Source organism: Streptococcus sanguinis, from assembly GCF_050222175.1.
Classification (GTDB): domain Bacteria; phylum Bacillota; class Bacilli; order Lactobacillales; family Streptococcaceae; genus Streptococcus; species Streptococcus sanguinis_M.
Genome location: NZ_CP071420.1, coordinates 250,580 through 272,154 on the forward strand (window position 1 = coordinate 250,580; position 21,575 = coordinate 272,154).

Here is a 21,575-nt window from a genome sequence, read left to right on the forward strand (position 1 = left end):
GAAGAACTATGACATCGTTCAAAATCGCCCCTTCAATCTTAAGTGCGGACTATGCTAATTTTGAAGCAGAGTTAAGAAAATTAGAAGCGACAGGGGCTGAGTATGCCCATATCGATATTATGGATGGTCATTTTGTACCAAATATCAGCTTTGGGGCTGGGGTTGTTGCCAGTATGCGTCCTCACAGCAAGCTAGTCTTTGACTGCCATTTGATGGTTTCCAATCCTGAACATCATATCGAAGAATTCGCTCGTGCCGGTGCAGATATTATCAGCATCCATGCCGAAGCAACACCTCATATCCACGGAGCACTGCAGAAGATTCGGGCAGCAGGAGTTAAGCCTAGTGTTGTGATTAATCCGGGAACACCAGTCGAAGTAGTCAAAAATGTTTTAAATCTGGTTGACCAAGTCCTTGTGATGACAGTTAATCCAGGCTTTGGCGGCCAGGCCTTTCTGCCAGAAACCATGGATAAGATTCGTGAACTGGTCGTTCTGCGCGAAGTCAATCAGCTGAATTTTGATATTGAAGTGGATGGCGGTATTGACGACAAGACCATTGGAATTGCTAAAGAAGCCGGTGCCAATGTCTTCGTGGCTGGCAGCTATGTCTTCAAGGGTGATGTCAATCATCAAGTTCAGACCTTACGGGATGCCCTACATGACTAAGGTTGCGCTGTTTGCTGGCGGAAACTTAGAGCATTTTAGCTTAGATTTTGATGTTTTGGTTGGAGTAGACCGTGGGAGCCTCTTTCTGCTTGAGCAAGGAGTTTGTCCTGATTTGGCTGTCGGGGATTTTGACTCTGTGAGCAAGGAAGAGTTGCTGCGCATAAAAGATAGTGCCAAGGAAATCATTCAGGCCCATCCTGAAAAGGATGATACAGACCTGGAGTTAGCTGTTCTGGCTTGTTTTGAACGGTATACAGATGCCCGTTTGACCATTTTCGGCGCCTTTGGCGGCCGTCTGGATCACGCCTTGGCCAATGTCTTCCTGCCCAGTAATGAAAAAATTGCACCATATATGGAGAAGATTTTTCTGGAAGACGAACAGAATCTGCTGACCTATGTTCCCAAGGGGCACCATGAAATCAAACCGGTAGCTGGCATGCGCTATCTGGCCTTTCTGCCATCGGATGATGCTACCTTAACGATTGAGGGCGCTAAATATCCGCTCAATAAAGATAACTTTTTTTTCAAAAAAGTGTATGCTTCTAACGAATTTATAGATAAGCCCATTTATTTGGACTTTGATAGCGGCTATACAGTCGTCATTTACAGCAAAGACAGGAGCTGATATGGAGTTTATAATTATCCTCATTCTTTTGGGAAATCTAGTGCTGACCTTTCTTTTATGGCAAAAGATTAGTCAGCAGACCGAGACGCTAAAGCAAGTCTTGGAAAATCAGGCAGATCATCTATCGGATCAGTTGGACTATCGCTTGGAGCAAGAAAGCCAGAGAAAGCAAACGGCTCAGAAAGAGCTGGAATTAGCTCTGGGAGACCGCTTGGGCGAGGTCAGGACAGATTTGCACCGCAACTTGACAGAGCTGCGCTTGGAAATCAGTGACAACCTGACCAAGAATCGGGATAAAACTGACGAGCGTATGCGGCAGATTCAAGAGTCCAACGAAACCCGTCTAGAGCAGATGCGGCAGACTGTTGAAGAGAAACTGGAGAAAACACTTCAGACTCGTCTTCAGACTTCTTTTGAAACCGTCTCTAAGCAGTTGGAGTCTGTTAATCGCGGTCTGGGAGAAATGCAGAGTGTTGCCCGAGATGTCGGTACACTGAACAAGGTTCTTTCCAACACCAAGACCCGAGGAATTCTAGGCGAGCTGCAGCTTGGGCAGATTATCGAGGACATCATGACGGCCAGCCAGTATGAGCGAGAGTTTGTAACGGTGGCTGGTTCCAGTGAGCGTGTCGAATATGCCATTAAACTGCCAGGACAGACAGAGCATGAATATGTCTACCTGCCTATTGATTCTAAGTTTCCTCTGGCTGATTACTACCGTTTGGAAGATGCTTATGAGTCTGGCAGCAAGGAAGAGATTGAGCTCTACCGCAAGTCTCTCTTAGCAAGTGTTAAACGCTTTGCCAAGGATATTAAGAGTAAATATCTGGCACCACCAGCTACGACCAATTTTGGAATTATGTTTCTGCCAACGGAAGGTCTCTATTCGGAAGTGGTCCGCAACCCAGCCTTTTTTGACAGTTTGCGACGTGAGGAGCAGATTGTGGTAGCGGGACCATCAACCCTATCTGCCTTGCTCAATTCACTGTCTGTCGGCTTTAAAACGCTCAATATTCAAAAAAGTGCGGACGACATCAGCAAGGTTCTGGGTTCTGTCAAATCCGAGTTTAACAAGTTCGGTGGAATTCTGACCAAGGCACAAAAGCACTTGCAGCATGCTTCGGGCAATATTGATGAACTCTTGACTCGTAGGACAGGAGCTATCGAAAGAACCTTACGCCATATTGAGCTGTCTGACCAAGACCTCGATTTGAACTTACTTGATTTTTCAGAAGAAAGGGAAAACGATGAAGATTAATCAAATGAAAAAAGATGAACTGTTTGAAGGTTTCTATCTGATCAAGTCAGCAGAAGTCCGTCAGACAAGGGCTGGGAAAAATTATCTGGCCTTCACTTTCCAAGACGATACAGGAGTGATCGAGGGCAAACTCTGGGATGCTCAGCCACATAATGTTGAAGAATTCACAGCTGGTAAGGTCGTACACATGCAAGGCCGGCGGGAAGTCTACAATAACACGCCTCAAGTAAATCAACTGACCCTGCGCCTTCCTAAGGCTGGAGAGCCCAATGATCCAGCAGATTTCAAGGAAAAACCGCCAGTAGACCAGAAAGAAATCCGAGACTATTTATCTCAGATGATTTTCAAGATTGAGAATTCGGTCTGGCAGCGCGTGGTCCGCTCGCTTTATAGCAAGTACGACAAGGAGTTCTATTCTTATCCAGCAGCTAAGACCAATCACCATGCTTTTGAGTCTGGTCTAGCCTTTCATACCGCTACCATGGTCAAGCTGGCAGATGCTATCGGAGACATTTATCCTCAGCTTAATAAAAGCTTGTTATTCGCAGGGATCATGCTCCATGACTTGGCCAAGGTTATTGAGCTCAGCGGTCCGGAAAATACAGAGTACACCGTGCGAGGCAATCTGATTGGGCACATCGCTTTGATTGATGAAGAATTGACCAAGACCCTGATGGAGCTGAAAATTGATGACGGCAAAGAAGAAGTAATCGTCCTGCGGCATGTGCTTCTCAGCCACCACGGTCTCTTGGAATATGGCAGTCCTGTCCGGCCTAAGATTATGGAGGCAGAAATCCTGCACATGATTGATAATCTGGATGCGGAGATGATGATGATGACTGCTGCCTTAGGACTTGTAGATCCAGGCCAAATGAGCAATAAAATATTCGCTCTTGAAGGCCGTTCTTTCTACAAACCGAAACTTGAACAGTAAAATACGAAAAATGGACATTACTTGGAAAAGAATGTTCGTTTTTTTGTTTCTGTTATGGTATAATGAATAAAATAACTTTAATTGGTGAAAAAATGAAATTAAGAAGAAGTGAGCGTATGGTGGTTATTTCTAATTATTTGATTAACCATCCTTATGAATTAACGAGCTTAAATACATTTGCAGAAAAATATGAATCTGCCAAATCTTCTATTTCAGAAGATATTGTCATTATTAAGCGTGCCTTTGAAGAGATTGAAATTGGAACTATCGAAACGATTACTGGTGCTGGTGGAGGAGTGATTTTTAGCCCGTCCATCTCAGATACAGAAGCTAAGACTATTGTACAAGGTCTTTGTGATCAGCTGTCTGAAAGCAATCGGATTCTTCCTGGGGGCTATATTTATCTATCTGATCTGCTCAGCACTCCATCTATTCTGAACAATATCGGGCGAATCATTGCCAAGAGCTTTAAAGATCAACAGATTGATGCGGTCATGACAGTTGCGACTAAGGGTGTTCCTTTGGCCAATGCAGTAGCCAATGTTCTCAATGTACCTTTTGTCATCGTTCGTCGGGATTTAAAGATTACAGAAGGATCAACGGTCAGTGTCAACTACGTATCGGGATCCAGCGGAGATCGTATCGAAAAGATGTTCTTGTCCAAGCGCAGTCTCAAGGCCGGCAGCCGCGTCTTGATTGTGGATGACTTCCTCAAAGGCGGAGGAACCATTACAGGCATGATTAGCCTCTTATCAGAGTTTGACTCTGAGTTGGCAGGTGTAGCTGTCTTTGCGGACAACGCGCAGGCTAATCGCGATTATCTGGACTATAAATCGCTCTTGAAAGTAACCAATATTGATGTCAAGGCGAATACCATTGATGTGGAAATTGGAAATATTTTTGATTAGGGAAAAGGGCGGAGATTATAGATGAAAACAGTTTTAGAAAAGTTTGACCACAGTCCGCTGTGGATTCGTTTAGGAGTATTGTCGATTTTATTTGGGATTCTGATTACCGGCATGGTTTTTGTACAGGGACAGTCTAATTCCACCAGAAATTCAGTTAGTTCAGCTGCCAGCATCGCATCAAGCAGCTCTTCCTTACAACTGTCTTCTGCTCAAAAAGAAGCACAGGAAAAAGAAATTCAGGAAGAGGAGCAAGCAGTTCAGGCCGCAGAAGAAGCGGTTAAACAGCTTGAAACCATGCAAACTTTGGAAGATTTGCAGCTAGCTAAGACTGCAGTAGAGAAGGTCAAGGATGCAGCGACGAAAGCTAGATTCCAAAGTCGTATTCAGGCGATAGCAGTCTTGATTGATCCGGAAGCAGCTCAGACCGCTGTTTCTGAAAATTCAGCTGCTGTATCAGAAGAAGCAGTGGCTCAGCCGCAGCAATAAGTTAGCAGCAATCTAATAAACAGAGATAGGCTTAAAATAGAAAAAATGTATTGACAGAAAAGTATCGTCGTGCTATAATGATAGACGGTACTTTTTACTTTTGGTCTCTCAAAAGTGTACAGAGACGTGCTGACAAATGTTGCAAAAGTACACGCAGATGATAGCTGTCACCAAGTGTATCATCACCAAAATTAAAAAAATACAGGAGAATGTAGATGCCTACAATTAACCAATTGGTTCGCAAACCGCGTAAATCAAAAGTAGAAAAATCTAAATCACCAGCTTTGAACGTTGGTTATAACAGCCATAAAAAAGTTCAAACAAACGTATCTTCACCACAAAAACGTGGAGTTGCAACCCGTGTCGGAACTATGACACCTAAGAAACCGAACTCTGCCCTTCGTAAATTTGCCCGTGTACGTCTGAGCAACCTGATTGAAGTTACAGCTTACATCCCAGGTATCGGACACAACCTGCAAGAGCACAGCGTAGTGCTTCTTCGTGGTGGACGTGTAAAAGACCTTCCAGGGGTACGTTACCATATCGTCCGCGGTGCACTTGATACAGCAGGTGTTACTGATCGTAAACAAGGCCGTTCTAAATACGGTACTAAAAAACCAAAAGCATAAGGAAAGGGGAGAAAGATAAATGAGTCGTAAAAACCAAGCGCCTAAGCGCGAAGTATTGCCAGATCCGCTTTACAATTCAAAATTAGTTACTCGTCTTATCAACCGCGTTATGCTTGATGGTAAGCGTGGTACAGCGGCTTCTATCGTTTACGGAGCTTTTGACCAAATCAAAGAAGCAACTGGAAACGATGCGCTGGAAGTATTTGAAACAGCTATGGAAAACATCATGCCTGTACTTGAAGTTCGTGCTCGCCGTGTCGGTGGTTCAAACTACCAAGTTCCGGTTGAAGTTCGTCCAGAACGTCGTACAACACTTGGACTTCGCTGGTTGGTAACGATTGCTCGTCAACGTGGTGAGCACACAATGGTTGACCGCCTTGCAAAAGAAATCTTGGATGCATCTAACAACACTGGTGCAGCTGTTAAGAAACGTGAAGACACTCACCGTATGGCAGAAGCTAACCGTGCCTTCGCACACTTCCGTTGGTAAGAATAAGATACTAAGGGCGTTAAAAAAGCGACTGAAAATTAGGAGGCTTGACGCAGAATCAAAGATTCTAGAAAAGCTTATCTATTTTCTGAGCTTTTAGCCCGAGTTCAATTCAACTTATCTACAAGTTGAGACCAACAAAAACAAGATAAACATTGAGAACGGGTAGGTCCTGCCTATCCGTTTTTGCTAAATCATGTTATAATAAATTGTAAAATAAATTAATAGGAGAAATAACCAAATGGCTCGCGAATTTTCACTTGAAAAAACTCGTAATATCGGTATCATGGCCCACGTCGATGCTGGTAAAACAACAACAACTGAGCGTATTCTTTACTACACTGGTAAAATCCACAAAATCGGTGAAACTCACGAAGGTGCGTCACAAATGGACTGGATGGAGCAAGAGCAAGAACGTGGTATCACTATCACATCTGCTGCGACAACTGCTCAATGGAACAACCACCGCGTAAACATCATCGACACACCAGGACACGTGGACTTCACAATCGAAGTACAACGTTCTCTTCGTGTCTTGGACGGTGCGGTAACCGTTCTTGACTCACAATCAGGTGTTGAGCCTCAAACTGAAACAGTTTGGCGCCAAGCAACTGAATACGGAGTTCCTCGTATCGTATTTGCTAACAAGATGGACAAGATTGGTGCTGACTTCCTTTACTCAGTAAGCACTTTGCATGATCGTCTTCAAGCAAACGCTCATCCAATCCAATTGCCAATTGGTTCAGAAGATGACTTCCGCGGAATTATCGACTTGATCAAGATGAAGGCTGAAATCTATACTAACGACCTTGGTACAGATATTTTGGAAGAAGATATCCCAGCTGAATACCTTGAGCAAGCTCAAGAATATCGTGAAAAATTGGTGGAAGCAGTTGCTGAAACTGATGAAGACTTGATGATGAAATACCTTGAAGGTGAAGAAATCACTAACGAAGAATTGAAAGCTGCTATCCGTAAAGCAACAATCAATGTTGAATTCTTCCCAGTATTGTGTGGTTCAGCCTTCAAGAACAAGGGTGTTCAGTTGATGCTTGATGCGGTTATTGACTACCTTCCAAGCCCACTTGACATCCCAGCAATCAAAGGTATCAACCCAGACACTGAAGAAGAAGAAACTCGTCCTGCATCTGATGAAGAGCCATTTGCAGCTCTTGCCTTCAAGATTGCAACAGATCCATTCGTAGGTCGTTTGACCTTCTTCCGTGTTTACTCAGGTGTTCTTCAATCCGGTTCTTATGTAATGAACACTTCGAAAGGTAAACGTGAGCGCATCGGACGTCTTGTGCAATTACATGCCAATAGTCGTCAAGAAATTGAAACCGTTTATGCTGGGGATATTGCAGCTGCTATTGGTTTGAAGGATACGACTACTGGTGACTCATTGACAGATGAAAAAGCAAAAGTGATTCTTGAGTCGATCCACGTTCCAGAGCCTGTTATCCAGCTGATGGTTGAGCCTAAGTCTAAGGCTGACCAAGACAAGATGGGTATTGCTCTGCAAAAACTGGCTGAAGAAGATCCAACTTTCCGTGTTGAAACAAACGTTGAAACTGGTGAAACAGTTATCTCTGGTATGGGTGAGCTTCACTTGGATGTCCTTGTTGACCGTATGCGTCGTGAGTTCAAGGTTGAAGCAAACGTAGGTGCTCCTCAAGTATCTTACCGTGAAACATTCCGCGCTTCTACTCAAGCTCGTGGATTCTTCAAACGCCAATCTGGTGGTAAAGGTCAATTCGGTGATGTATGGATCGAGTTTACACCAAATGAAGAAGGAAAAGGCTTCGAGTTTGAAAATGCTATCGTCGGTGGTGTGGTTCCACGTGAATTCATTCCAGCGGTAGAAAAAGGTTTGGTTGAGTCAATGGCTAATGGTGTCCTTGCTGGTTACCCAATCGTTGACGTGAAAGCGAAACTTTACGATGGTTCATACCACGATGTCGACTCATCTGAAACAGCCTTCAAGGTTGCTGCATCACTTGCATTGAAAGAAGCGGCTAAGACTGCACAACCAGCTATCCTTGAGCCAATGATGTTGGTAACAATCACTGTTCCTGAAGAAAACCTTGGTGACGTTATGGGTCACGTAACAGCTCGTCGTGGACGTGTTGATGGTATGGAAGCTCATGGTAACAGCCAAATCGTTCGTGCTTATGTTCCACTTGCTGAAATGTTCGGTTATGCAACAGTTCTTCGTTCAGCATCACAAGGACGCGGTACCTTCATGATGGTATTTGACCACTACGAAGATGTACCTAAGTCAGTACAAGAAGAAATCATTAAGAAAAACAAAGGTGAAGCTTAAGCTTTGAGCAAACCTTGGCACTCGCGTTTGCGGGTGCTTTTTCTATTTTTTAGAGGATCGATTCCTCAATAAAAAGAGTAAATGATTTATCTTGTAAGTTGTATTCCTGCATTTTCAAAAGTTACTGCTTTGCTTTTTCAAATCAATGAAAGTCAAAATGAAAGTTAGTGAAAGAATTCATAATACTTGTTAATAACAATGAAATCAGTTGCATTTTACCTCAATTAAGTATATAATAGAAATGTTGAAAGGTGATTTGTAGCAACTCAAGTTACTCTTTTCACATAAAAATTTTTTGATTTTCATAAGGAGGAAATCACGAATGGTAGTTAAAGTTGGTATTAACGGTTTCGGTCGTATCGGTCGTCTTGCTTTCCGTCGTATCCAAAACGTAGAAGGTGTTGAAGTTACTCGCATCAACGACCTTACAGATCCAGTAATGCTTGCACATCTGTTGAAATACGATACAACTCAAGGTCGTTTCGATGGTACTGTTGAAGTTAAAGAAGGTGGATTCGAAGTTAACGGAAAATTCGTTAAAGTTTCTGCTGAACGTGACCCAGAACAAATTGACTGGGCTACTGACGGTGTAGAAATCGTTCTTGAAGCAACTGGTTTCTTTGCTAAGAAAGATGCTGCTGAAAAACACCTTAAAGGTGGTGCTAAGAAAGTTGTTATCACTGCTCCAGGTGGAAATGACGTTAAGACAGTTGTATACAACACTAACCACGACGTTCTTGACGGTACTGAAACAGTTATCTCAGGTGCTTCATGTACTACAAACTGCTTGGCTCCAATGGCTAAAGCACTTCAAGACAACTTCGGTGTTGTTGAAGGATTGATGACTACTATCCATGCTTACACTGGTGACCAAATGATCCTTGACGGACCACACCGTGGTGGTGACCTTCGTCGTGCTCGTGCTGGTGCTGCAAACATCGTTCCTAACTCAACTGGTGCTGCTAAAGCTATCGGTTTGGTTATCCCAGAATTGAACGGTAAATTGGACGGATCTGCACAACGCGTTCCAACTCCAACTGGATCAGTTACTGAATTGGTTGCTGTTCTTGAAAAGAACGTAACAGTTGATGAAGTAAACGCAGCTATGAAAGCAGCAGCTAACGAATCATACGGTTACACAGAAGATCCAATCGTATCTTCAGATATCGTAGGTATGGCTTACGGTTCATTGTTCGACGCAACTCAAACTAAAGTTCTTGATGTTGACGGCAAACAATTGGTTAAAGTTGTATCATGGTATGACAACGAAATGTCTTACACTGCACAACTTGTACGTACTCTTGAATACTTCGCGAAAATCGCTAAATAATTCAATGGTAAAAGAAAGAGGCTCATTTGAGTCTCTTTTTCTGTACCTTGCTTTGTGAGAATTATCAAAGACAGGGCTGTGGTATGTTGTACTTCTATTTTCCAAATTTTTAGTCATATAGAAAGTCATTTTTACTATATCTGTCCATTTTTCTAAATGCTTCAAGAGGCTGTTTTGCGGTAAGAGAAGCTAAGCATACTTTCCTTAAAGAAAACTATACCAATTTCGTGCTTGACAAACTAAAAAACTGTGTGTATACTAGCTTTGTTGGAGTTTTTAGACTCCAAGAAGACTATACCAATTTTTGATAAGAAGGGCTGGTTTCTAAGACTAGAAATCAGAAGTAACGTTATGTGTGGAATTGTCGGAGTTGTCGGAAATCGCAACGCAACAGATATTTTGATGCAGGGCTTGGAAAAGCTGGAATACCGAGGTTATGACTCGGCTGGAATTTTTGTAACAACAGGGAAAATTTCTAGTCTGGTCAAGTCGGTCGGTCGTATCGCTGACCTACATGCTAAAATTGGCATTGATGTTGCTGGGACTACTGGTATCGGACATACTCGTTGGGCTACTCATGGAAAACCAAGTGAAAATAATGCCCATCCTCATACTTCACAGACTGGCCGTTTTGTCTTGGTTCACAACGGTGTGATTGAGAACTACCTTGATATTAAGAATACTTATCTAGCTGGTCATGACTTCAAGGGGCAGACAGATACAGAGATTGCAGTGCATCTGATTGGCAAATTTGCTGAAGAAGAAGGCTTATCTCTTTTAGAAGCCTTTAAAAAAGCTCTCCACATTATACGTGGTTCTTATGCCTTTGCTTTGGTGGATTCAGAAGATGCAGATGTTATCTATGTTGCTAAAAATAAATCACCTCTTCTAGTTGGACTGGGTGATGGCTATAATATGGTCTGCTCAGATGCTATGGCCATGATTCGCGAGACAAGTCAGTTTATGGAAATTCATGACCAAGAGCTGGTTATTGTCCGTAAAGACAGTGTGGAAGTGCAGGATTATGACGGGCATACTCTGGAGCGTGAAAGCTATACAGCTGAGCTTGACTTGTCCGATATTGGTAAGGGAACTTATCCATACTATATGCTCAAGGAAATCGATGAGCAGCCAACTGTGATGCGTAAGCTAATCAGCGCTTATACAGACGATAAGGGGCAAGTATCAGTAGATGCAGATATTGTCAAAGCTGTTCAGGAAGCTGACCGTCTCTATATCCTTGCAGCTGGAACTTCTTACCATGCTGGCTATGCTTCTAAGCGTATGCTGGAAGAGCTGACAGATACACCTGTTGAGCTGGGCATTGCTTCTGAGTGGGGCTATGCTATGCCTCTCCTCAGCAAGAAGCCTCTCTTCATCTTTATCAGCCAATCTGGTGAGACAGCTGACAGCCGTCAGGTCTTAGTCAAGGCGAATCAGATGGGTATTCCAAGTTTGACCGTGACCAATGTTCCGGGTTCTACGCTTTCTCGGGAAGCCAATCATACCATGCTACTGCATGCAGGTCCTGAGATTGCGGTTGCTTCTACTAAGGCCTATACAGCTCAAATTGCAACCTTGGCTTTCTTGGCTAAAGCTGTTGGCGATGCCAATAATTCCGAGAAAGCGGCAGCCTTTGACTTGGTTCACGAGCTGTCCTTAGTTGCGCAGTCTATTGAGTCCACTTTGTCAGAGAAGGAGTTGATTGATAATAAGGTCCGTGGTCTTCTGGAAACAACTCGCAATGCTTTCTATATCGGCCGTGGTCAAGACTACTATGTGGCGATGGAAGCTAGCTTAAAACTCAAAGAAATTTCTTATATCCAGTGTGAAGGATTTGCTGCTGGTGAGCTCAAACACGGTACGATCTCTCTGATTGAAGACGGAACACCAGTTTTGGCTTTGCTTTCAGATGAAGTCTTGGCTAGCCATACTCGGGGCAATATTTCAGAAGTCGTAGCTCGGGGTGCCAAGGTGTTGACCATTGCTGAGGAGAATGTAGCCAAAGAAGGCGACGATATCGTGCTCAATCAGGTTCACCCATACCTGTCACCAATCTCTATGGTGGTACCGACACAGCTCATTGCTTACTTTGCAACCTTGCACCGTGGTCTGGATGTTGACAAACCGCGTAATCTGGCTAAGTCTGTCACTGTAGAATAAGCACAGAGGGCCATTGCCTATAAAGATTACCTATCTCATCCATAGAAAATATATATGGTGCTTATCTAAAAAGGATACAAAAAATAAGGTTATTCAGCAGAGTCTGAAAAACCTTGAAAAAGCTAGCTTAGTCTAGCTTTTTTATTTTGCTTTGATAAATATTTTTAATCAGGCTGATAGGGAAAATATATTTCCCAGGAGAAAGAGAGGATGGTAAGATATATTACAAATTCAAAGAAGGAGGAGGTAATGGTCAGCAAGAAAGAATTAGTGCTGAGAGCTTTTCGGGGTGAAGAAGTTGACCGAGTGCCTGTGGGATTCTGGTTTCACTTTGTAAGCCAAGAGGAAAAGATGCTGGGCCTGGACAATCCAGAGATTTTCAATAAAAGTGTTGAGGGACATGCTGCTTATGTTCGAGCTGCACGGCCAGACTTTGTCAAGATTATGAGCGATGGCTTCTTTAAGTATCCTAGCGCGCTTTATTCGGATCATATTGAGTCCATTCGGGACTTGGCTGCTATCCAGTCTATCGGTGAGCATCATCCTTGGATTGAGCAGCAGATTGAGATGGTTAAGGCTGTAAAAGCAAGCTATCCGGAGGACCTCGCTTCCTTCTACAATATTTTTGCGCCGGTCTCCTATCTCAAGCGCTGGTTCCGCAGGGAAGGGTCACGAGGAGATAGAGAAATAGCAGATTTTCTGGCAGACGATCCTGAGCTGACAGGACATGTTCTAGATGTCATTGCTGGCGATATTGCTATTTTGACTAGGCGGATTATTGAGGAAGCGGACATTGAGGGAATTTATCTCAGTACTCAGCAAGTCCAAGACGGCCGAGTAGATGCGGCCAGTTATCGTCTTTATATTGAGCCTAGTACGGTCAAGGTTCTGGATGCAGCCAATGCAGCTGGCGGTCAGAATATTCTCCACATTTGCGGCTTTGAAGGAGCCAGCAATGATTTGGAACTGTTCAAGGACTATCCGGCTCAAGTGTTTAACTGGGCAACTCATCATGAGGGTGTCAGCTTAGCGGAAGGGCGCAAGCTCTTTGGCGGTCAGACTGTCCTAGGCGGATTCGAAAATGGCAGAGCAGCTCTTCTAAATACGGGCAGTCGTGCAGAATTAGAGGCTGAAACCAAGCAATTGCTGGCTGAAACTGGCAGCCAGCGAGTGATTCTTGGGGCTGACTGCACAGTACCAGATGATTTTGAAATAGAAAGACTGGACTGGATTCGTCAGGCAGCTAGTCAGTTCTGACGGACTTGCCAAAGACCTAAAGAGCAATTTTCAACTCTTTCAAGGAGGAAGATAGATGAATCGGTATCAAAAAAAGCTTGCTGCTCTTGCTCTGATATTCTTGATGATAGGAACATTTCTGAGCATCGGTCAGATTTACGCTCATCAGTCTTCAGACAAAAAAGAAGATGATTTGCAGGTGCTCAAGAAATTACCAGAGCAGTTAACTGGCTTGCTGCAGCCCAATGATATCGCTGCCCTGCTCTTGTCAGATTAGAATTTTACTTAAAAAGATGAATTAGCCTAATTAAAAAGCTAAAAAACAACTTATTGGCTAGATAAGGATAATAAAAAAGGAGAGAAGATGACTTCAAAAAGAGAATTAGTACTGAAGGCTTTCAGAGGAGAGCCGGTTGACCGAGTGCCAGTTGGTTTCTGGCATCATTTTACAAGCGAGGAGGAGTGGCTGGCTGGTTTTGGGAATCAGGCTATTATTGAGAAAAATCTGGCTGGTCATCAAGCTTTTCTGTCAGAAGTAGAGCCAGACTTTATCAAGCTGATGAGTGATGGTTATTTTGCCTATCCTAACGAGCGCTTGAAAAAAGTCCAATCTATCAAGGAGTTGGCAGATATTGAGCCGCTAGGTGCTGACCACCCTTGGATTAGTGAGCAGGTGGAGCTCGTTCAGAAGATTAAGGCTAGCTTTACAGAGAACTTGGTCGCTATTTACAATATTTTTGCGCCAGTGACCTACTTCAAATGGTTGGTCGGCAAGGTTGCCGGAGGAGATGATATCATTGCAGATTTCCTAGCAGAGGATGCAGTGCTCACGAAGCGGGTTCTGGATGTGATTGCTAAAGATATTGCGGCTCTGACGGAGCGGATTATCAAGGAAGCTGGTGCGGATGGAATCTACCTCAGCGTTCAGAGCATCCAGGATGCACGGGTGTCGGCTGAAGACTATAAGGCTTTTATTGCTCCTAGTGAATTGGCGGTGCTGGAAGCAGCCAATGCGGCTGGCGGAGTGAATATCCTGCACATTTGCGGTTACGAAGGCGCGCGAAACGATGTTCATCTTTTTACTGATTATCCAGCTCAGGTCATCAACTGGGCAGTGGGGCCAGAAGGCATCAGCCTAGCGGAGGGCCGGAAATTGTTTGGCGGTCGGACTGTCCTGGGTGGTTTTGAAAATGGCAAGGATGGCCTGTTCTACACGGGCAGTCAAGCGGCTATTCAAGATGAGACCAAGCGGCTGATAGCAGGAGCTGGCAAGGAAGCTTTGATTATCGGGGCTGACTGTACTATTCCAAGCGATATTGAAGCAGAGCGGATTCAGTGGGTTCGCCAAGCAGCAAGCTTAACATAAGAAGGAGACGAAAGAATGAGCAAGAAAAAATGGATTATTGGTGGAGCAGCAGTGATTGCTATTGTAGCGGCGACTTATTTGGGGCGGACCTTGACAGGTGCTTCATCTAGCAAGACGAGCAGCTCTGCATCAGGCGGCGGTAAGGTCACGACTTTGAAAGTGGCACATACACAGAACTATGTTCCTTATGACTTTGTGGATGAAAAAGGTGAGTCAGATGGCTATGAGGTTGCTGTTCTCAAGGCCATTGATGAAAAGCTGCCAGACTATCAGTTTGAATATACTGGTACCAGTGATGAAGATCTCTTAGTCGGTCTGGAATCTGGAAAATATGACATCGGAACCAAGGGAGCATGGTACACCGAAGAGCGGGCGAAGAAGTTCATCATTCCAAAAAGCCCAATCGGTGCTAGCATTATCGGTTTCACTATCCGCAAGGAAGACGCTGAAAAATACAAAACCATTGATGACTTTGCCAAGGAAAAGGGCAAGCTGGTACCAATTTCTCCGCAGAATGCTCAATGGGCGGTTATCGAAGAGTATAACCAAAAGCATAGCGGTGCTCCTATTGATTTGACTGCAGCAGAGTCCTTCAAGGTGGCTGATGCTTATGCTTGGGTTCTGGAAGGACGCTACGATGCCTTCTTTGACATCAAGCTGTCGTTTGAAAAAGCTGTGACTGACAAGGAAGGTTCTTACCACCAGTATGCGGATCAACTGACTTGGTTCCCTTACAAGGGGATTCCGACCTATCCCCTGCTTCATAAAAACGAAAAAAATGAAGAATTTGCTAAGGCATACGAGAAGGCAATTAAGGAACTGGAAAAGGACGGAACCTTGGCTAAACTATCTGAAAAGTATTTCGGAGAAGATGTCTTCTCTTATGTGGACAAGGATTAGTGGCTGCTGTCTGCTGATTACGGAAAATCAAAAGGCTGACTGAGAAGCTGGCTGAATATAGAGTTGGTGGCTTCTAAGCTGACCTTGCTGCTGTTTGAAGGAATTTTCAAAGAGGATAACTAGGCGAGAGCATGGCTGCTCCAAGCTGAAAGTGCCCGCCCAAGAGAAGCTTATTCTATCTAATCACTGTCGAAGGAGAAGAAAATTATGGTCTCGTATGACTTATCCCGTGTCTTTGGCCTGCTGCCTAGTCTGCTGCAGGCTCTGCCGACCACTTTATGGATTATGTTTGTGACAGCTTTGATTGGCTCCTTGCTGGGTGGTCTGTTGGCTTGGGCTCAGATTTCTGAGGAGCAGTCTTTTGCTGGTCTGGCTAGAGGATATATATTTATCCTTAGATGTACACCACCTATCGTCTTGCTTTTCTTGGTTTTTTATGGCATTCCAGAGTTTTTAGAATGGTGGCTGGGGCTGGATATCAATAATTGGTCGCGGACTGTGTTTGTCATCATCACCATGATTCTGCTCTTTGCGGCCATGATTGCGGAAGTCTTCAAGGCAGCTTATCTTGCTGTTCCCAAGGGACAGACCGAGGCAGGTCTCAGTATTGGCTTGGCACCGGTGCAGACTTTTCTGCGTATTGTCCTGCCACAGGCTTTTCGCATCGCCCTGCCCAATCTGACTACTGCCCTTCTTAATCTCATGCGGGATGCTGCGCTAGCTTATACGATTGGGGCAGTTGATGTCATGGGAGCGGGGCAAAATCTCATCAGCCGTAATCTAGGCAATTATTCCCTCGAAACCTATACAGCGGTGGCCTTGATTTACTGGGGGATTGCCCTAGTGGTTTCGCTTGCTTCCCAGCTTCTGGAAAAAAGTCTGATAGTCAAGGAGAGGTAAAGCATGGATTTGAATTATATTGTAAATACCTTTCTGGTTACTTTGAAAGGCATACCGGTAACCCTGATCATTATGGTGGTGGCTATTCTGCTCAGCTTTATTCCAGCCTTGCTCTTGGCTTTAGGGCAGATTTATAAAGTTCGAGGTGTGCGGACCTTTTCAGTGGTTTATCTGGCCTTTATTCGGGCGACGCCTCCCATTTTGCTCATTCTCTTTTTCTATAGTCTTTTTCCTAGCTTACTGAATCAAATTTTTAAAAGTCTGGGCAGTCAGGTAGACGTCTTTAAGTTCAATCCGCTTTACTATGCTTTCATCATTTATAGCCTGATGACGACAGGCAGCTTGTCGGAAATACTGCGCTCTGCCATATTAACAGTGGATAAAGGGCAGTTAGAAGCGGCTCAAGCGATTGGTTTAACGAATTTTCAAGCCTATCGGAGAATTGTTTTTCCTCAGGCTCTGCGCTCAGCCCTGCCCAATCTGGCCAATCTGGTTATCAATCTAGTCAAGGGAACTTCGTTGGTATTTGTCATGACAGTCAAGGATATCACAGCCTTGGCTAAGATAGAGGCCTCCCATTCTTACCAGTATTCAGAGTCTTATCTGGTGATTTTTGTTATTTATCTCATTATTTGTGGCTTGATTCAGTGGATGTTTAGGGGCTTGGAAAAGCGCTACGCTCTTGCTTAGGAAGGAAAGATTATGTTAGAAGTAAAACATATCTCCAAACGATTTGGAGAGCACCAGGTGCTGGCAGATGTCAGTCTCAAGGTCAATCAAGGTGACGTTGTAGTTATTCTGGGACCGTCAGGCTCTGGGAAAACAACATTTCTGCGCTGTCTGAATCACTTAGAAAAAGCGGATGGCGGCCAGTTGACTTTGTCTGGTAAGGACTATGATTTGGCTAAGCTCAGCAAAAAGGAGATTTTGGAAATTCGTAGAAAGACGGCCTTTGTCTTCCAGCATTATAATCTCTTTGCCAATAAAACAGCCCTTGAAAATATCTTAGAAGGCTTAGTGATAGCTCGTAAGATACCGAGGGAAGAAGCGCTTAAGATTGCGGAAGAGTCCTTGAATCGCGTGGGCCTCTTGGCCTACAAAGACTACTATCCTTCTCAGCTATCAGGCGGCCAGCAGCAGCGGATTGGGATTGCGCGTGCCATTGCTGTCAAGCCAGATGTCATCCTGCTGGATGAACCAACTTCGGCTCTAGATCCGGAATTGGTCGGTGAAGTTCTCAGCGTCATGAAACAGTTGGCTCAGGAGGGAGTGACCATGGTTGTTGTGACCCATGAGATGAGCTTTGCTCGTGATGTGGCCAACCATGTTATCTTTATGGACGGAGGTCACATCATCGAAGAAAATCCTCCTCAGGAATTCTTCAGCAGTCCAAAGGAAGAGCGGACCCAACAGTTTCTGTCCCGCATTCTGTCCGATGCCAGCTATAGTGTAGAATATATGATTTAAAATCTGGATTGTGTCCAGATTTTTATTATAAAAAGACATCTTTATAGGAATGAAAAGGACCTAAACGACAATTTTTAATTACATTTGTAAATTTATTTTAAAAAATTATGTAAAATCTATTGACAAATAAATTCTGTCATGATAAAATTACAACTGTAAACAAAAAAGTTTACGTAAATTTAATCAGAAGATGTGAATATAGCCGGAAGGCGATTATTTTTGGGAGGATTAAAAATTATGTAAAATTATCTTCTGCTGAAAGAGATCAAATCACTCATAAAAATAGAGACTGAATCAGTCTTGATTTTTGAAAAGAGAATAAGTTATGTAAAATAATAGATTGCAGAAGATCTCCCAAATCAAAATTTATAGTGGATAAGGAAGAGATTTCTTATCTGAAACTTTGGTAAAATCAAAAATTATGTAAAGCAAAATATGAAAACAGCGAGGTAATGCTATGAACAACAACTACAACAATTTTAACAATATGGACGACCTTTTCAACCAACTTATGGGACGCATGGGTGGCTACAACAGCGAACACCGGCGCTACTTGATTAATGGTAGAGAGGTCACACCGGAAGAGTTTGCTCAGTACCGGGCTACTGGCAAGCTCCCTGGTCAAGGAACAGGTGAGCAAACTGGACAAGCTGCTGCTCAAGGACCTAAGCAGGATGGTATCCTGGCTAAGCTAGGTCGCAATCTGACTCAGGAAGCTCGTGATGGTAAGTTAGATCCAGTCATTGGGCGCAATAAGGAAATCCAAGAAACTGCTGAAATCCTTTCCCGCCGGACTAAGAATAATCCTGTATTGGTCGGAGATGCCGGAGTCGGTAAGACAGCTGTCGTAGAAGGATTGGCCCAGGCTATCGTCAATGGTGATGTGCCAGCAGCTATCAAGAATAAGGAAATTATTTCTGTTGATATTTCTGGTCTGGAAGCTGGTACCCAGTATCGTGGTAGCTTTGAAGAAAATATCCAAAACTTAGTCAATGAAGTCAAGGAAGCCGGCAACATTATCCTCTTCTTTGATGAAATCCATCAAATTCTAGGAGCAGGATCTATCGGTGGAGATAGTGGCTCTAAGGGCTTGGCAGATATTCTCAAACCGGCGCTTTCTCGTGGGGAGTTGACCGTCATCGGAGCTACCACTCAGGACGAGTACCGCAATACCATTCTCAAAAATGCTGCTCTGGCTCGTCGTTTCAATGAAGTCAAGGTCAATGCACCATCTGCCGAAGATACTTATCAGATCCTTCGGGGTATTCGGGACTTGTATGAAAAGCACCACAATGTCATCCTGCCGGATGAAGTGCTGAAAGCGGCTGTGGACTACTCTGTTCAGTATATTCCACAGCGCAGCTTGCCAGACAAGGCGATTGACCTGGTCGACGTGACTGCTGCCCACTTGGCAGCCCAGCATCCAGTGACTGATGTTCATGCGGTTGAAAATGAGATTGCTGAACAGAAAAACAAGCAGGAAGCGGCTGTTGAGAAAGAAGATTTTGAAGCAGCTCTGAATGCCAAGACTCGCATTGAAGAGTTAGAAAAGAAAATTCAAAATCACACTGAGGATATGAAGGTGACAGCTACGGTCAACGATGTGGCAGAGTCTGTTGAACGGATGACGGGTGTGCCGGTATCTCAAATGGGAGCCAGCGACATTGAGCGCCTCAAGGGCATGAATGACCGTCTCAAAGCTAAAGTTATCGGCCAAGATAAGGCTGTAGAAGCTGTGGCTAGAGCTATTCGCCGTAACCGTGCAGGATTTGATGAAGGCAACCGTCCAATCGGAAGCTTCCTCTTTGTTGGACCAACTGGTGTTGGTAAGACTGAGCTGGCTAAGCAACTAGCTCTAGATATGTTCGGTACTAAAGAGGCCATTATCCGTCTGGATATGTCTGAATACTCTGACCGGACTGCTGTTTCCAAGCTGATTGGTACTACTGCAGGCTATGTCGGCTATGATGACAACAGTAATACCCTGACCGAGCGTGTGCGCCGCAATCCATACTCTATCATTCTCTTGGATGAGATTGAAAAGGCGGATCCACAGGTGATTACCCTTCTCCTTCAAGTTTTAGATGATGGTCGCTTGACGGATGGTCAAGGCAATACAGTCAACTTCAAGAACACGGTCATCATTGCGACTTCAAATGCTGGATTTGGCTATGAAGCTGGCTTGGAAGAGGATGCAGAAAAGCCTGATTTGATGGATCGACTCAAAGCTTATTTCCGTCCAGAGTTCCTCAATCGTTTTAACGCGGTTATTGAGTTCTCTCATCTCAAGAAAGAAGATTTGATGGAGATTGTTAATCTCATGCTGATCGAAGTAAATCAAACCTTGAGCAAGAAAGAAATTGATCTGGCTGTATCTGATGCAGCTAAGGAATTCCTGCGCGATGCTGGTTATGACCAAGTCATGGGTGTTCGTCCGCTCCGCCGTGTCATTGAGCAGCAAATTCGTGACAAGGTGACTGACTTCCACTTAGACAATCTAGATGCTAAGCACTTGACAGCCGATTTGGAAGATGGTGTCTTGGTTATCCGGGAAAAGGGCGCTGCCGCATCTGAAGAAGACAAGCAAGCAGAATAAAGCTTACTAAGTCAACTAACTTTTCAAAGACCTCCTTCTTAGATGAAGGCAGGTCTTTTTTTGTTGAGTAGGAATTCCAAATATCTCCTCTTTCTGGAAAGAAATTAGCATTTATCCCAAAATCTCAACTTAATCCGTCTTGACAACACCTAAAAGAAATGTTGCTATTAGGTATATAAAAACATTGAAGCCTGATGCTGATGAAAAGCCAGGCTTGTTTAGAAGGTATCGGTAAAATGAAACAAAATCTTGATATTGCCGAAACAGTCCATAACTACAATTAAGCGCAATGTCATTATCTTTGCATTCTTCAGCACCCTATGTGGCTGGATTGGTTATGTTGTTGATAAAGTAACCGGTCAGGATCATTACGAAAATATCGGAACAGAGATAGGAAGCGGCTTTTTAGGGATGCTGATTTGACTGGTAACTCCGTTAATCTGTATCATCTTTCTCCGAAGTTTTGGCGGAGATAGCTGGAAAGAGGCAAGTTTTTTTCATTAATTTTAAAAATAATTAAAATTTATAGCTTGTTAGTTTTTTTAGTCTACCCTCTTGTTACGATGATAGTAATAGTCCTGGGTCTACTGACGCAAGGTATTCGATTGACTGATGTGAAGATTGAGCTGACAGCCTATATGGGAATCTTGTTAACAAAGATAGGGACTCAATTTATAAAAAATATTTTTGAAGAATCCGTTTGGAGGGCATATCTTACCAATCAATTAATCAAATTAAAATTATCCGACTTAAAACTATATCTACTTGTTGGCTTTATCTGGTGGATTTGGCATCTGCCTTACATTATGAAGTTTCTGTCTGAGAGAGAAATCCAAAATACCTTGCCGGTTGGAAGGTTTACATTCTTCCTTATCGGGATGATAACTGTTGCATGCTGGACGGTCATGTATACAGAGATTTTTAGAATTACTAAATCAGTTTGGCCTCTAGTTATTATGCACACTATGGAGGATGCGGTTATAAATCCTTTACTATTACTAGGATTTATCTCGGTAGAAAAAAATCAGGCTTTCATCTTCTCGCTTTCAGTGGGGATGATTCCGACTATTCTTTATTTAACAGTTGGTCTAGCTATACGAAAATGGAGGAAAAAACAGGAGTATGGAAAGGCGAGCTAACAAAGTAAGAAAAGAAGATAATATTAATTCTTTTTTTCTATCTTAATAGAGGCAAAAGGCTCTCATAAGTCTATAAAAGTGGGAAAAGTTGACATTTTAATGAGTTATGTTCTAATTTTTTTGTACATTTTCAAGTTTTTATATATGTAAATGTCAG

At 43.5% G+C, this 21,575-nt stretch carries 20 protein-coding genes; all 20 read left to right on the top strand.

Features of this window, described 5'->3' with window-relative positions:
- The first annotated feature begins 8 nt into the window (after positions 1 to 8).
- The 20 genes from rpe to J1C91_RS01425 all read left to right on the top strand — a co-directional run bounded on the left by rpe (position 9) and on the right by J1C91_RS01425 (position 21,418).
- Complete coding sequence (rpe, locus tag J1C91_RS01330) at positions 9 to 668, top strand: ribulose-phosphate 3-epimerase (protein ID WP_002908648.1); 660 nt, start codon at positions 9 to 11, stop codon at positions 666 to 668.
- Positions 661 to 1,293 (top strand): thiamine diphosphokinase, encoded by a 633-nt coding sequence (locus tag J1C91_RS01335; protein WP_002908649.1) that lies wholly within the window; start codon positions 661 to 663, stop codon positions 1,291 to 1,293. The genes rpe and J1C91_RS01335 overlap by 8 nt, the downstream gene beginning before the upstream one ends.
- 1 nt (position 1,294) lies before the next feature.
- Positions 1,295 to 2,551 carry a DNA recombination protein RmuC gene (rmuC, locus tag J1C91_RS01340; RefSeq protein ID WP_002908650.1) on the top strand — a complete coding sequence of 419 codons (1,257 nt, stop codon included), beginning with the start codon at positions 1,295 to 1,297 and terminating at the stop codon, positions 2,549 to 2,551.
- Positions 2,541 to 3,485 (top strand): 3'-5' exoribonuclease YhaM family protein, encoded by a 945-nt coding sequence (locus J1C91_RS01345; protein ID WP_002908651.1) that lies wholly within the window; start codon positions 2,541 to 2,543, stop codon positions 3,483 to 3,485. Before rmuC ends, J1C91_RS01345 begins: the two co-directional genes overlap by 11 nt.
- A 92-nt stretch (positions 3,486 to 3,577) precedes the next feature.
- Positions 3,578 to 4,393 (top strand): pur operon repressor, encoded by an 816-nt coding sequence (purR, locus tag J1C91_RS01350; RefSeq protein WP_032905583.1) that lies wholly within the window; start codon positions 3,578 to 3,580, stop codon positions 4,391 to 4,393.
- A gap of 21 nt (positions 4,394 to 4,414) precedes the next feature.
- On the top strand, positions 4,415 to 4,879 hold the full coding sequence (locus tag J1C91_RS01355; RefSeq protein ID WP_002908653.1) for a hypothetical protein: 465 nt from the start codon (positions 4,415 to 4,417) through the stop codon (positions 4,877 to 4,879).
- 215 nt (positions 4,880 to 5,094) lie between these two features.
- Positions 5,095 to 5,508, top strand: coding sequence for a 30S ribosomal protein S12 (gene rpsL / locus J1C91_RS01360; protein ID WP_002893867.1), 414 nt, complete (start codon positions 5,095 to 5,097; stop codon positions 5,506 to 5,508).
- Between the two features lie 19 nt (positions 5,509 to 5,527).
- Positions 5,528 to 5,998, top strand: coding sequence for a 30S ribosomal protein S7 (gene rpsG / locus J1C91_RS01365; protein ID WP_002893865.1), 471 nt, complete (start codon positions 5,528 to 5,530; stop codon positions 5,996 to 5,998).
- 241 nt (positions 5,999 to 6,239) lie between these two features.
- Complete coding sequence (gene fusA / locus J1C91_RS01370) at positions 6,240 to 8,321, top strand: elongation factor G (protein WP_002908654.1); 2,082 nt, start codon at positions 6,240 to 6,242, stop codon at positions 8,319 to 8,321.
- A 322-nt stretch (positions 8,322 to 8,643) separates the two neighbouring features.
- The gene (gene gap, locus J1C91_RS01375) at positions 8,644 to 9,651 is read left to right on the top strand and encodes a type I glyceraldehyde-3-phosphate dehydrogenase (RefSeq protein WP_002908655.1); all 1,008 of its coding nucleotides are present in this window, start codon (positions 8,644 to 8,646) and stop codon (positions 9,649 to 9,651) included.
- Between the two features lie 351 nt (positions 9,652 to 10,002).
- The gene (glmS, locus tag J1C91_RS01380; RefSeq protein WP_032912372.1) at positions 10,003 to 11,814 is read left to right on the top strand and encodes a glutamine--fructose-6-phosphate transaminase (isomerizing); all 1,812 of its coding nucleotides are present in this window, start codon (positions 10,003 to 10,005) and stop codon (positions 11,812 to 11,814) included.
- A gap of 210 nt (positions 11,815 to 12,024) precedes the next feature.
- Positions 12,025 to 13,071 (top strand): uroporphyrinogen decarboxylase family protein, encoded by a 1,047-nt coding sequence (locus J1C91_RS01385; RefSeq protein ID WP_002908658.1) that lies wholly within the window; start codon positions 12,025 to 12,027, stop codon positions 13,069 to 13,071.
- A gap of 55 nt (positions 13,072 to 13,126) precedes the next feature.
- The gene (locus J1C91_RS01390) at positions 13,127 to 13,327 is read left to right on the top strand and encodes a hypothetical protein (protein WP_002908659.1); all 201 of its coding nucleotides are present in this window, start codon (positions 13,127 to 13,129) and stop codon (positions 13,325 to 13,327) included.
- Positions 13,328 to 13,414: 87 nt separating this feature from the next.
- Positions 13,415 to 14,416, top strand: a complete 1,002-nt coding sequence (locus J1C91_RS01395) for a uroporphyrinogen decarboxylase family protein (RefSeq protein WP_002908660.1) — start codon at positions 13,415 to 13,417, stop codon at positions 14,414 to 14,416.
- A 15-nt stretch (positions 14,417 to 14,431) separates the two neighbouring features.
- Complete coding sequence (locus J1C91_RS01400) at positions 14,432 to 15,316, top strand: transporter substrate-binding domain-containing protein (RefSeq protein ID WP_002908661.1); 885 nt, start codon at positions 14,432 to 14,434, stop codon at positions 15,314 to 15,316.
- 207 nt (positions 15,317 to 15,523) lie between these two features.
- A complete protein-coding gene (locus tag J1C91_RS01405) occupies positions 15,524 to 16,216 on the top strand; it encodes an amino acid ABC transporter permease (protein WP_002908662.1) in 693 nt (230 codons plus the stop codon).
- A gap of 3 nt (positions 16,217 to 16,219) precedes the next feature.
- Positions 16,220 to 16,906, top strand: coding sequence for an amino acid ABC transporter permease (locus tag J1C91_RS01410; protein WP_002908663.1), 687 nt, complete (start codon positions 16,220 to 16,222; stop codon positions 16,904 to 16,906).
- Positions 16,907 to 16,918: 12 nt separating this feature from the next.
- Positions 16,919 to 17,683, top strand: a complete 765-nt coding sequence (locus tag J1C91_RS01415; protein ID WP_002908664.1) for an amino acid ABC transporter ATP-binding protein — start codon at positions 16,919 to 16,921, stop codon at positions 17,681 to 17,683.
- 457 nt (positions 17,684 to 18,140) lie between these two features.
- A complete protein-coding gene (locus tag J1C91_RS01420; RefSeq protein WP_125438855.1) occupies positions 18,141 to 20,279 on the top strand; it encodes an ATP-dependent Clp protease ATP-binding subunit in 2,139 nt (712 codons plus the stop codon).
- A 614-nt stretch (positions 20,280 to 20,893) separates the two neighbouring features.
- Positions 20,894 to 21,418: a CPBP family glutamic-type intramembrane protease gene (locus tag J1C91_RS01425; protein ID WP_260468962.1), complete on the top strand. Its 525-nt coding sequence runs from the start codon at positions 20,894 to 20,896 to the stop codon at positions 21,416 to 21,418.
- Positions 21,419 to 21,575 lie beyond the last annotated feature (157 nt).

Bases quoted from the DNA above. Each gene is read 5' to 3' on its own strand.
- J1C91_RS01420 (WP_125438855.1), top strand. From the start codon at position 18,141: ATGAACAACAACTACAACAATTTTAACAATATGGACGACCTTTTCAAC.
- purR (WP_032905583.1), top strand. From the start codon at position 3,578: ATGAAATTAAGAAGAAGTGAGCGTATGGTGGTTATTTCTAATTATTTG.
- rmuC (WP_002908650.1), top strand. From the start codon at position 1,295: ATGGAGTTTATAATTATCCTCATTCTTTTGGGAAATCTAGTGCTGACC.
- J1C91_RS01355 (WP_002908653.1), top strand. From the start codon at position 4,415: ATGAAAACAGTTTTAGAAAAGTTTGACCACAGTCCGCTGTGGATTCGT.
- J1C91_RS01405 (WP_002908662.1), top strand. From the start codon at position 15,524: ATGGTCTCGTATGACTTATCCCGTGTCTTTGGCCTGCTGCCTAGTCTG.
- J1C91_RS01415 (WP_002908664.1), top strand. From the start codon at position 16,919: ATGTTAGAAGTAAAACATATCTCCAAACGATTTGGAGAGCACCAGGTG.
- J1C91_RS01395 (WP_002908660.1), top strand. From the start codon at position 13,415: ATGACTTCAAAAAGAGAATTAGTACTGAAGGCTTTCAGAGGAGAGCCG.
- J1C91_RS01410 (WP_002908663.1), top strand. From the start codon at position 16,220: ATGGATTTGAATTATATTGTAAATACCTTTCTGGTTACTTTGAAAGGC.
- rpe (WP_002908648.1), top strand. From the start codon at position 9: ATGACATCGTTCAAAATCGCCCCTTCAATCTTAAGTGCGGACTATGCT.
- fusA (WP_002908654.1), top strand. From the start codon at position 6,240: ATGGCTCGCGAATTTTCACTTGAAAAAACTCGTAATATCGGTATCATG.
- gap (WP_002908655.1), top strand. From the start codon at position 8,644: ATGGTAGTTAAAGTTGGTATTAACGGTTTCGGTCGTATCGGTCGTCTT.
- rpsG (WP_002893865.1), top strand. From the start codon at position 5,528: ATGAGTCGTAAAAACCAAGCGCCTAAGCGCGAAGTATTGCCAGATCCG.
- J1C91_RS01335 (WP_002908649.1), top strand. From the start codon at position 661: ATGACTAAGGTTGCGCTGTTTGCTGGCGGAAACTTAGAGCATTTTAGC.
- rpsL (WP_002893867.1), top strand. From the start codon at position 5,095: ATGCCTACAATTAACCAATTGGTTCGCAAACCGCGTAAATCAAAAGTA.
- glmS (WP_032912372.1), top strand. From the start codon at position 10,003: ATGTGTGGAATTGTCGGAGTTGTCGGAAATCGCAACGCAACAGATATT.
- J1C91_RS01385 (WP_002908658.1), top strand. From the start codon at position 12,025: ATGGTAAGATATATTACAAATTCAAAGAAGGAGGAGGTAATGGTCAGC.
- J1C91_RS01345 (WP_002908651.1), top strand. From the start codon at position 2,541: ATGAAGATTAATCAAATGAAAAAAGATGAACTGTTTGAAGGTTTCTAT.
- J1C91_RS01390 (WP_002908659.1), top strand. From the start codon at position 13,127: ATGAATCGGTATCAAAAAAAGCTTGCTGCTCTTGCTCTGATATTCTTG.
- J1C91_RS01400 (WP_002908661.1), top strand. From the start codon at position 14,432: ATGAGCAAGAAAAAATGGATTATTGGTGGAGCAGCAGTGATTGCTATT.